The sequence below is a fragment of the Pseudoalteromonas sp. APC 3691 genome (genome assembly GCF_030408135.1).
GTDB lineage: Bacteria > Pseudomonadota > Gammaproteobacteria > Enterobacterales > Alteromonadaceae > Pseudoalteromonas.
Genome location: NZ_JASDCB010000093.1, coordinates 1 through 11470 on the forward strand (window position 1 = coordinate 1; position 11470 = coordinate 11470).

The 11470-nt window shown below is 37.0% G+C and carries 12 protein-coding genes; 8 read left to right on the plus strand and 4 right to left on the minus strand.

The genetic code is table 11. The features are described from left to right. Positions 1-701, plus strand: a 701-nt coding sequence (gene cas6f / locus QL998_RS19270; protein WP_290193302.1) for a type I-F CRISPR-associated endoribonuclease Cas6/Csy4, incomplete at its 5' end; no start/stop codon positions are given. A 322-nt stretch (positions 702-1023) separates the two neighbouring features. Here the strand turns inward: cas6f and QL998_RS19275 are convergent. Beyond that, a complete protein-coding gene (locus tag QL998_RS19275) occupies positions 1024-1311 on the minus strand; it encodes a hypothetical protein (protein ID WP_290193303.1) in 288 nt (95 codons plus the stop codon). A gap of 167 nt (positions 1312-1478) precedes the next feature. On the opposite strand from QL998_RS19275, the gene QL998_RS19280 reads away from it, so the two are divergent. Genes QL998_RS19280 through QL998_RS19295 form a run of 4 tightly spaced genes read left to right on the plus strand, consistent with a single transcriptional unit; the run spans position 1479 to position 4114 of the window. Beyond that, positions 1479-2600 carry a hypothetical protein gene (locus QL998_RS19280; RefSeq protein WP_290193304.1) on the plus strand — a complete coding sequence of 374 codons (1122 nt, stop codon included), beginning with the start codon at positions 1479-1481 and terminating at the stop codon, positions 2598-2600. A 26-nt stretch (positions 2601-2626) separates the two neighbouring features. After that, the gene (locus QL998_RS19285) at positions 2627-3019 is read left to right on the plus strand and encodes a hypothetical protein (RefSeq protein WP_290193305.1); all 393 of its coding nucleotides are present in this window, start codon (positions 2627-2629) and stop codon (positions 3017-3019) included. A gap of 5 nt (positions 3020-3024) precedes the next feature. Further along, on the plus strand, positions 3025-3207 hold the full coding sequence (locus tag QL998_RS19290) for a hypothetical protein (RefSeq protein WP_290193306.1): 183 nt from the start codon (positions 3025-3027) through the stop codon (positions 3205-3207). Next, on the plus strand, positions 3200-4114 hold the full coding sequence (locus QL998_RS19295; protein ID WP_290193307.1) for a hypothetical protein: 915 nt from the start codon (positions 3200-3202) through the stop codon (positions 4112-4114). The genes QL998_RS19290 and QL998_RS19295 overlap by 8 nt, the downstream gene beginning before the upstream one ends. Positions 4115-4733: 619 nt before the next feature. Here the strand turns inward: QL998_RS19295 and QL998_RS19300 are convergent. The 3 genes from QL998_RS19300 to QL998_RS19310 are packed head-to-tail and all read right to left on the minus strand — an operon-like array spanning position 4734 to position 5760. After that, positions 4734-4940, minus strand: coding sequence for a hypothetical protein (locus QL998_RS19300; protein ID WP_290193308.1), 207 nt, complete (start codon positions 4938-4940; stop codon positions 4734-4736). After that, entirely contained in the window at positions 4930-5337 is a 408-nt protein-coding gene (locus QL998_RS19305) for a hypothetical protein (protein WP_290193309.1), read from the minus strand. The genes QL998_RS19300 and QL998_RS19305 overlap by 11 nt, the downstream gene beginning before the upstream one ends. Positions 5338-5364: 27 nt before the next feature. Further along, complete coding sequence (locus QL998_RS19310; RefSeq protein ID WP_290193310.1) at positions 5365-5760, minus strand: winged helix-turn-helix transcriptional regulator; 396 nt, start codon at positions 5758-5760, stop codon at positions 5365-5367. Between the two features lie 694 nt (positions 5761-6454). On the opposite strand from QL998_RS19310, the gene QL998_RS19315 reads away from it, so the two are divergent. From QL998_RS19315 to QL998_RS19325, 3 genes are all read left to right on the plus strand, one after another. Beyond that, positions 6455-7981 (plus strand): acetyl-CoA hydrolase/transferase family protein, encoded by a 1527-nt coding sequence (locus QL998_RS19315; protein WP_290193311.1) that lies wholly within the window; start codon positions 6455-6457, stop codon positions 7979-7981. Between the two features lie 594 nt (positions 7982-8575). Then, a complete protein-coding gene (locus tag QL998_RS19320) occupies positions 8576-8887 on the plus strand; it encodes an EthD family reductase (protein ID WP_002958288.1) in 312 nt (103 codons plus the stop codon). A gap of 219 nt (positions 8888-9106) precedes the next feature. Then, on the plus strand, positions 9107-11242 hold the full coding sequence (locus tag QL998_RS19325) for a TonB-dependent siderophore receptor (RefSeq protein WP_290193312.1): 2136 nt from the start codon (positions 9107-9109) through the stop codon (positions 11240-11242). Positions 11243-11470 lie beyond the last annotated feature (228 nt).

Below are 11470 nucleotides of genomic sequence, written 5' to 3' on the forward strand. Positions count from 1 at the left end.
TGAACACCGATTCCGGAAAATCAGTCAAAAGTGTTCACGATAAAACCGGAATGAGCGTTCACGCTAAAACCAGAACGGGTGTTCACGATGGGCCGGAATCACTGTTCACGATGCTCCGGAATATGCATTTACCTAAAAATTGTGATGTAAGCCTCCTTGCTGGGCGATGTATCGCCATATTGCATGGGTTTATGAGTTCACGTGAAATTAGTAATATTGGTGTGTGCTTTCCTAAATGGAATGAGCAAACAATAGGTAATGAATTAGCGTTTGTATCGACAGATAAGAAGCAATTAATCAATCTATCTCAGCAAAGCTATTTTGAGATGATGGCTCATGATAAGTTATTTGGCTTATCAAAAATACTCGAAGTACCAGTAAACCAAAGCGAAGTCATGTTTGTTCGCAACCAATCAGTAGCCAAAGCATTTGTTGGTGAAAAGCAAAGACGATTGAAACGCGCTAAAAAGCGAGCTGAAGCTAGAGGCGAGGTTTACAACCCTGAATATAAATTTGAGGAAAAAGCCATAGGCCACTTTCATTCAATACCCGTATCAAGCAAAGGCAACGGGGAAAATTTTATACTTCACATACAAAAAATTGAAAATACTAATGCGATAGAAAATCAATTTAATAATTATGGCTTTGCTACAAATCAAACATTTCAAGGCACGGTTCCCTCTTTGAATACCCTTTTTTAATGATTGCAAAATCCTCTTTGATTTCAATGGGTTATAAGTTTTATTGGAAAGGAGGGTAAATAATTTAAATTTGTTTAACAGTTTGGTATTTATAGAAATTTAAACTATTTTTAATAGTGAACTGCCGAATAGGTAGCTGGAAATATGTAGATCACGCGCTGAGCGATTGATAGAGGATGAACTGCCGAGTAGGCAGCTGAAATTAGGCCAGGAAGTAAACAACCACAACTTGTGACTTTTAACTGCCGAAAAGGCAGAGGCTAAATAAAAAGACCCCAGCAAACGCAGGGGTCTTTTTATTTGAATTCTATTAAGGTATGAGCTATTTGAATTTATTCAGGCTTGAGCTGTTTTTTGCTTCACAGATGACTTTATCTTTATCATCTAAGCCATAAAATTTTTCGTTACTACTTAGTTTTTCAAGATGTTTAGAAAAATCCTGTTCTAAATTAGAGTTTATAGCTTCGTCAAAATTATCCATAAATACAGCTTGTTCAGCGGTGCTAAGATCATCTACGGACAGCCGACCATCTAATGCAGCTTTTACATTTTCGCAATCGAAATTCGCCGATTTATCTATGGTGTTGCTGGTTTTTATTGGTTTAGCCATATTAAACTCCCAAATATAAAAGCTGTTCTTATCTAATCATAACTTAATTCTAAAAATTAGCTGCTGTAATTATTTTTAGACTTGATTAGTAAACGCTTGCTAGCCAGTGCTTTGACGGGTAGATTGATAAGCAAATAGCTATTTAAATGGAATTAATAAGTTAGGTTATGTCTACAATCTCTAAAGTCTTTTTACCTGACGAGGGTAAAAGCTATACCTCCAATGAAGTTCTATCTTTAGATGAAGCAGATCTATTTAAGCTTAGGCGCTTTCTAAGAGAACCAGAAGGGCTTGGTAGTATATTATGTACTACATGTTTTCAGCCTTTAATACTTGCTGGAACTCCATCACAAAAACATCATTTCAAACATCCTATTGGTTCAGAAGATTGCCCTGTAAAAAGCACAACAAGCCTTACCGATAGTGAACTACAGGCCATTAGTTACAATGGAATAAAAGAAAGTAAAAAACATAAAGACTATAAAGCCAGTATATCAAATTTGCTTAAAAACCAAGTTGAGTATGAAAATATTCGAGTAGAACAACCTTATCGAGAGCAATTTCAGACAGGGCTAGCTAAATCATGGCGAAGACCAGATATAAGTTTTTACTCTAACACGCACAACATGGATATAGCTATTGAGTTAGTGTTAGACCGAGTACCACTAGATGTTATTGTTGCAAGAGATCGATTTTTTAAAGAACAAGGCGCTACAGTCCTTTGGCTATTTCTACAAGACAAAAACAACTTCACCCGAAAAGACATATTTTATAACTCTAACGAAAATCTTTACGTATTTGACCTTGAATCAAAAATCACTAGCCGAGATCAAAGCAAGCTGTTTTTTAAGTGTTTTTATACACAATACGGAATCGATGATTTAGGCTTTCAGGTACAAGTTGTCAGTTCAGAGCAATCAAAATTAGTGAGTTTGAATGACTTACACTTTAACGAGAACAACCTTACCTATTTCGATGTTCAGCAGTCAGAAATTGATGCAAAAGACGAAGCCGATCAGATATATAAACAGCGCCAACAAGAGAACGATGATTACAGAAAAAGGTTAGATGAAAAAAGGCAAAATAGACTAAGTGGTAACTCTGCTTACGCATCTGTAGCTGATAAATATATACAGCCAAGAGTTATTCAAGAAGGTTTAATTGCTGAACTAAATGCAAAAAATAAAAAGCTGAAGTGCCACTGTGGGAATGAAGATATGACACAGTTCAGAAGCAAAGCATGTTTTATTTATTGTAATTTATGTGGTTCGGAGGTGAAATATGAATGATAAAATAATAATTAAAAGGATAAAAAGTGAATAGTGACATACGGACGAAGTGGTTAATTTATACTGTTTTGATCGGAGTATTACCAATTTTATTGAGGTTATTGTTGACTACTTGGGGAGTGAAAATATCCCTTTTTAGTATAAGTGACTTTGTTGCATTTGGATTTGTTCTTCATATTTCAATTTTAAATGAAATTGAGCACGTTATAGGACAAAGACAGTGGAAAACTTTTCAAAATGGGGTTTCTATAGCTGCAATTTTCATTTATGGGTCTTTTTCATGTGTTTTGATGTTACACGAAAGTGGCTTCAACGAAATTGATTTAGATGGAATCAAAGTATCTGCATACATAGCCGCATTCGTATCGCTTCTAACTAGTTTGAGTGTGTTTTTCAGACCAAATAGGATTAGAGGGTAAAGTCGATGAACATAAATCTAATTTTATATATATTAGTGGCTATTTTTGTCCTTTCAGGAATTGCAGTTTTTATTTGGTCATTAGTAGACACAATTCGAGTGCGATCTTCTGCAGATTACAGTGAAATAAGAGAAGAAAAAATAAGAGCAGCTAAAGAACGCTTTAAAAATAGGAAAGGTAATGATTAAGAATTTTATATATTTAGATGAGCCAAAATTATATTCATTTTCATCACAATTATTTGAGGGTGTGACAGAGTATGTTCTGGATCAGCATAGTTTGGAACATGAAGACAGTGATACTCAAAAAGGGAAATTGGCATCTGGTAGAGTAATTGCAAATGTAATTAAAGAGGCTTCAGCTTCTACAACTAAAAAGTTTTTGCATGATCATTCATTTAACTTATTTGAAAGAGAATTAGAAGATAGTGATAAGGTACTAGATGTAACAAGTGAGACTTTAACATTTAATGATATTGCTCAATCTACAAAATCATTCATTAGGATTAGAGCGAAGGGTAAGTTTGTTGATTTGCTCGAGATAAAATCGCTATTCAGTAACTTCAGTAATATCAGTGATGCATTAGCAATATTACCTTTAACGGGTGAGTTACAAGAGCTGGAGAAGAAAAAGGCGGAAAACTCTAAAAGCCAAACCGTAAAAACCCTTCAATCTCGATTAGATAAGTTAATTCATGATAGAAGTGCTGAACTAGGTGCTTCAGTGCCTAAAAGATCAGTAAAAGGTTTTGAAACTATAATAGACAGCTTTGGTGATGACATTGTTCGTTTTCAGCAAGAAATTAATAATGTAACTTTTTCAACCTGCTTATCTCAGGAATATTTGAGAGACTCTCTTAAAACGATTTACCGTAAATATTCTAGGAAAACAGCTAAAGAATTTGTTGTCATTGGTTTCATAAGTCATGCTGATGGCACTCAACGCGCTGATGTAAAAAGTATTTCAGAGGGCGCAAGTATGCTACAGCATATGATAGGCATGGCTGAAAATCTGTATGAAATAGAGCAAACTTTTAGCGGTAAATCTGAAAGTGAAATAATCATAGAACCCATAGCTATTTACACTGAGCTGTAAGCTTAATTTTTTGGACGGAAGTGGGCCTATATCATTTTACGTGATTTTGAAGCCTTCTAATGAGAAGCATTTACTATAAACTTCGAAGTTGCGTATGATCATTTTTTAAGGAAAAAATTAAGCAGAGAAGCCAAAGGCAGAAAATGCGACACTGATACCGTATTGGCCTTGTCAGCACTGTAGGCGTAATTATCGTATTCAACTTGGATGGAACAGGAACTAAAGCCGAGCGAACAAGTTAGCAGCTATGATTGCTTTATAAAATCAATTATTTAGCCTGCTTAGTTGTTCAGGCTAGGAGCCTATGTACATGTAAAAAATATGATTGCTTATCTGGGCAAACTTAGATGTAATGGAAACATTATAACCGCTGAGTAACGCAGGGAAAGCTTAAATAATAGTTAAGCTGATTAAATTGACTATGTGAGCTAGAGTCCCTATAAAGGAAACTCCCATAGCATAAACAGCATCAACTCTGACACACCGAGCTGGCAGCGGCTCAGCCCAAAAAGCGATTATGCAACAAACACAAACTGCGTGTTGCATAAATACTAAAATGTTAGGCTTTTATAATTGACAGAGCCGATACTAGAATGTCGACTCTGTTGAGGTAGGCATGTTAAAGCTCGCTTTCTGCCTTATCAATGTTGTGTTGGTTTATGTTAAATTGAGCCATTGCAGCTCCATTACCTTTACGTAGCTCTGAACCAGCCACTGAAGCAAAGGATTGATTTGTGTCTCGAGCACCTTGTAAGTAGTTTCTTTTCGCATCTTGAACACCTGATGCAATAAAGTTTGTTGGCGCTATTTGTGCGTTATCTCTCATTTTTTTCACCTTCATATGTTGTGATTACTAGAGAAACTAAATGAATAGGCTCATGTAGCTTCCGTGTCTCCAATGAAATCAGTTTCCAATCCGACTTTAGCTGTTTACCTTTTAGAGCAGAGGTCGAAAAAATTAACTTTTCTTTTTCTAAAATAATGGTTTGTGTTGACTTCAAATTAGGGAAGCTATTGTGCTTAACCCTAATCTTTGTGAGCCCTCGAGATCTTAAAATTTTCTTAGCTTCAGAAAATAGTGTATTTATCTGTTTGGCTGTACGTGTATCTCCAAATAGTTGCTGCTTCATGTCACTTAGTTGTTGATCTATGTCATCTTCATCATAGTGAGGCTTGCTTTTTTTGTTTTGCTTAAATGAATTCAAATCAATGACATTGTTCATTGTATTCTCCATAAGACTTAACTTAATTTAACCCAAATTAAGTTTGGATGCTTTATTAACCTTAAAAAATGCGTCAATATCTGCGCCTGTAATTTCTATATCGTCCGTAGATAACAGCTTCGCAATAGCTTGGTTTGGAATTCCAATATGATGAAGTTCAAATAGCTTACTGACACTCTCGTCATTACTTACAGGCTGACTAGTGTTGCTTTTTAGTCTTTGTGAAATGGCGGAAGGGCTAACCCCCAAAGACTTAGCAATTCTTTGTTGTGATATGCCAGACTCGTGTAGCGCAAGGATTAGCTTAGTTTTATTTTCTTTGTCAAGTATTTGATATCTAGCTGAGATATCGGTGATATATTTATTGTTATCGATCACTAGTTTTACAGCTGACGCTATCGCAGGAAATGCTACCCACCACATAATATATCCAATTCATTTATTATGCGATCAGTTATAGTTATTAACTTTAAGTAAGTCAAGTTAAGTTTTGTTAAGTTAATAACTAAATAAAGAGGACAAATGAAGCGTTTAAGGCGGATTTCCAACGCTTGGTACTTTCGGCTTGTCTTAGTTAAATATTTATGTCCAATGGTTTAGGTAGGGTGGTAGCGTTGCTCATCATTTAACGCAGCAATTAGCAATTAGCAATGATTGCATGTGGCAGATAGCAGCCAACAAAACTAGTCAGTATTCTTATGAGATTGGCTTTAAAGCGGCTTACATTTGGTAACTTTATGCCATTATAAGCTTCAATATTATGCCAACTTACACTTCACTTTCTACGCTGTAGCCCAGTAAAAACGTATGTTCTTATGCCAACTTATACTTCAAACAACATTGGGTGTTTGAACTAATAAAGTTAATTCCTCAAAAATAATTCCTCTAATTAAATAATACTATTTATTTATAGATTACTTTATAAATTACTTTATAGATTGTTATGTCATTTTTGTTAAAAATATTACTAATAACTACATGATAGTATTAATTAAAAGTAAATTAACCTCCCTTTTAAACATGTTGCTCATCCTCGATTCGTAAATACGACTTAAGTCTAGATTGTGTAGTACGAAGTTAGGATTAGAATAATGTCAAATTTAGAGAGGAGCTCAGTATGCACTTGGAACGTATTCGCAATAGTAACCTGCATGACAAGGTGATGCCGGCAGAACAAGCAAGCCAATTTATTAAAGATGGAATGACTGTAGGGATGAGTGGCTTCACTCGTGCCGGAGAAGCTAAAGCAGTACCCAGAGCATTAATTGAGCAAGTCAAAAAAAATCCAATCAAAATAAATTTAATGACGGGTGCGTCATTAGGTAATGATCTCGACAAGCTATTAACAGAAGCGGGCATTTTAGCGCGTCGTATGCCTTTTCAAGTAGATAGTACTTTGCGTAAAGCGATTAATAACGGCGAAGTTATGTTTATTGATCAGCATTTATCTGAAACGGTTGAGCATCTACGAAATCATCAATTAACCATGCCTGATGTAGCTGTTATTGAAGCCGTCGCTATTACCGAAGAAGGGCATATTGTGCCTACTACATCGGTCGGTAACTCAGCCAGTTTTGCTATTTTTGCCAAACAAGTCATCGTTGAAATTAATATGCTGCATAACCCGAATCTTGAAGGTTTGCACGATATATACATTCCTTCGTATCGTCCTACTCGCCAACCAATGCCGTTAGTTAAAGTAGATGATAAAATTGGTAGTACTGCTATTCCTATCGATCCTGCAAAAATTGTTGGTATTGTTTTTACTAACCAAAGCGATTCGTTTTCTACCGTTACCGACCCTGATGAAGACACCGCCGCTATTGCGCGCCATTTAGTTAACTTTTTTAAAGACGAAGTGGCTCAAAATAAATTGCCAGCTAATTTAGGACCGCTACAAGCAGGCATTGGCAACATTGCAAATGCGGTAATGATGGGATTACTCGACTCTGACTTTAAAGACCTAACAATGTACTCTGAAGTACTACAAGATTCGACGTTTGACTTAATTGACGCAGGTAAGATGAGCTTTGCATCGGGCAGTTCAATTGTGTTGTCTGAGCGTTGTAACGCACAAGTATTTAATAATTTAGAAAAATACAAACACAAGCTAGTGCTTCGCCCTCAAGAAATTTCGAACCACCCTGAAATAGTGCGCCGTTTAGGTATTATTGCCATTAATACTGCGCTTGAGTTTGATATGTACGGCAATGTAAATTCAACACATGTTTGTGGTACACGGATGATGAATGGTATTGGCGGCTCGGGTGATTTTGCACGTAATGCTCATTTAGCAATATTTGTGACTAAATCAATTGCTAAAAATGGCGACATTTCAAGTGTTGTGCCTATGGCGAGTCATGTTGATCATAACGAACACGATGTTGATATTTTAGTAACCGAGCAAGGCTTAGCTGATTTACGTGGTTTAGCGCCGCGTGAGCGTGCTGTACAAGTTATTAAGCATTGTGCACACCCAGAGTATCGCGAGGCAATGTTAGACTATTACAATCGCGCTTGTGAGCGTGGCGGGCATACTCCTCATTTACTTGAAGAAGCGTTTAGCTGGCATATTCGCTTAGAGCAAGAAGGCAGTATGAAAAAAGCATCTGTAACAAATGCTCCAGCGCAACTGTCTGCATAAGCATTTTGGTTTATTAAAATTGAATTAGTAAGTTTTATACTTACTTTTAAACCGCACTAGTGTCAGCTCAATCAGCTTTGATTAGTGCGGTTTGATAAAAACTGTAAGTCCAAAATAATTTTATACCTACTCTTTGCATACCTTTCCCAGCCACCTTTTATTATTTTATTTACTTAGGTTTAAGTGCTATTACCGTTATTAAGTGTGTAATGTGTTTATTAAAAAATAGAGATGCTTAAATGGCGTTTGACAGAGGGTTAGAAGAGCGACTTTACAGTAAAACCAGTTAAGGGCTTGGTTTATATTTTGCCTGAAGGTTTTGAGTCTGATTCTGATTTAGCATATTGGGTAAATACGTGCGTTAACTTTGTAGAGTCTTTACCGCCCAAACATTTTAAAAAACGACCCGCACTTAAGTAAATTAGCGAAGTATCACCTTAATTAAAATAAGCACTGCAATCAAATTACTGGCGCTATGAGTATGAATACTTCATAATTGAGCGACTGCTCACTTATGCGTTTTTTTACTTATGTATGATTCATACTGTTTCAAAAGACGCTTTAAATTTTTTAGTAAATAAAAGAGAGAATGTAATGATTAAAGTAAGCGTATTATACCCAAATAATGAAAGTGCTACTTTCGATATGGACTACTACTGTAAAACACATTTACCCCTAGTTGCAGAGTTAGTTGGTAAAGCGCTTATATCAAGTAGTGCAGATGCAGGTTTAGCAGGTGGCGCACCGGGCGAAGCGCCAACTTATATTGCTATGGGGCATTTAGTGTTTGAATCGGTAGAATCTTTTCAGCAAGCCTTTGCACCTCATCAAGAAGTAATAGCGGCTGATTTAGTTAATTTTACTAACGTGTCTCCAGTAATTCAAATTAGCAATATTGCAGGGTAAATTACACGCTAAAACTAATTTAAGAATTACTTAATAACCCCTACTGTATTTAATACAGTAGGGGTTTTATTTTAACTGCAATAAAAGGGCTAGCGCTCTGTTTTAAGTAATATTAGTTCTAATATTTAGATGTATTAACCCCGCCCTTGTGTTGATTATGAAAATGATAAAAGTTATCATTTAGCTTGTTGGCTATCTACACTTCTCCCAGGAATTATCATGTTTAACCCTAATTATTTGGCATTAAGTATTGCTGCGTCTTTATCTGTTTTTTCTAATATAGCTTTTTCACAACAAAACGACGACATTGAAACTATTGAAGTAACTGGCCGTGCCCAGCAATTTTACTTAGAGACCGAAAGTAAAATTGGGACTAAAACTAATTTAGATCTTATTAAGCTTCCGCAATCGGCTCAGGTTTTAACAGAGCAACTTATAATTGACCAAGCAGCGCGTGACATTACCGATTTGTACCGATCTATTGCGGGAGTGAGCGAATATAGCTACTCAGGCGTAACTTTTCGTGGTTTTAGAGATGACGCAAATGTATTTTACGATGGTGTGCGTGGCGACCCATATTCGGGCTTTGGTGTACCGCAGTTATTTAATGTAGAACGTGTTGAAGTATTAAAAGGGCCAGCCTCTGCTTTGTATGGCGGTGGCGAACCTGGTGGGATGATTAATTACGTAACTAAAAAGCCAAGCTACACACAAAAACGCGAATTAAAGCTTACTTTGGGTAATTACAACACCCGTGGTGCATCACTCGATATGACGGGTGGTTTAAACGATACAATGGCTTATAGATTGGGTGGTTATTATGAAGAGCAAGACAGCTTTCGTAACAATGCAGACTCAGCTAATACCGAGCTGACAGGCGGATTGTTATTTGATTTAAGTGATTCAACAACCTTAACCACAAGTGTTGACTACATAAAACAAGACCTGGGCGGTAACCGCTTACGGGGCGTACCGGTAGATGACAACGGCAACTTTTTAGTTGACCCAAGTTATAACGCTAATGAAGCGGTTGATTATCAAAATATGGAAGCTTTGGTGCTTCAAGCAGAACTTAGCCATTATTTTAATGATGATTTTTCTTTAAGTACTACGTTTCGCTACATGGATAACGAGCGAGACCAATCCTACCATGAGTCGCAAAGCTGGGTAGATGTAGATGGTGATGGCGAAGCAAACATTGATGACGAAACCATCAAACGAGAATACCGTAAGCAATTTCGTGCTAATAAAGAAGCAAGTGTAACCACCGACTTTGTTTATAACTTTGGACAAGGACAATTAACCCATCAGTTTTTATTTGGTGGTGATTACCACACCGTTGATACCGAATATGACTACTTACGTGCCCGATATGAGGCCGATGGCGTCGCTAATTTAAATATTTTTAATTTAAACTACGGTGAAACCGATCCAAGTACTTATAACCTCACCGACATGAACCGCGATGGCGTTGATACCGACCGATTTGGTGTGTATGCACAAGACGTAATTAGCATAGGCGAGCAGTGGACAATAATTGCAGGCCTACGCTATGACCATTTTAAAGAGTTTAATCAAGAAACTGGTTTTAGTTACTCAGATAACGGCGTGACCCCACGTGTTGCTGTGACCTACCAACCTGTTGAAAACACATCAGTATATATTAACTACTCAGAGAGCTTTAACCCTACATCATCAGCGGATCAAGAAGATGTAGAAGGCGAAGGTAATTTAGAACCAGAAACCGGCAAGCAAACCGAGCTGGGTATGAAAAACCAATGGCTCGACGGCAAAATAATGAGCACCTTTGCAATTTACCAAATTAATAAAGAAAACGTGGTAATGAGCAACCCTGACGATACGGGAGCGGGAGATGGCATTGCTGCACTGTTAAATATAGGTGAAGTAGAAAGCCGAGGCTTTGAAACAACTTTAGTTGGCGATTTATCAGCGCACTGGACCGTAACGGCTAATTACGCATACAACGATACGCAAGTAGTAGACGGCGTAACGGGTGATACGCTTTCAGATACATTTGGTGATGGCTCGCGCTTTGCTAATGCGCCGCGCCACCAGGCGGGTTTATGGTCACGCTTTGGGCTCGATTCGATTAATTCCTCTATTGCGTTTGGCGCTAATTATGTGAGTGAGCAAGTAAGCTCCGATGGTCAAAAAGTAAAACCGTTTACCGTATTTGATATGAGCTGGACGAGTCGCTTTGATGACGTATTACTAAGTGTAAATATTAACAACCTGTTTGATAAGGAATATGCTGTAAGCGGATTTAGCCAGCGTAACGGTCACTTTCCGGGTAGCCCGCGTGAAATTGTTGGGCAAATAACCTACAAGTTTTAATACTTATTTAGCGCGAGAGTCTCTCGCGCTTTGTTTTAAGTATCGCCTTGCACCTTTTTATCACTATTAAATTTAGCTGATTCTTGAGTAGTGTTAATAGCCTAAAGTATCCCCAGAATTAGCCTTTACATATCAATGAACTAACAGTATTAAAAAATGTGGGTAGTGAGGGAACATTCATGGTGTTTTGTGATCTTATGAATCGCTTAAAAACAACAGAACTAAACA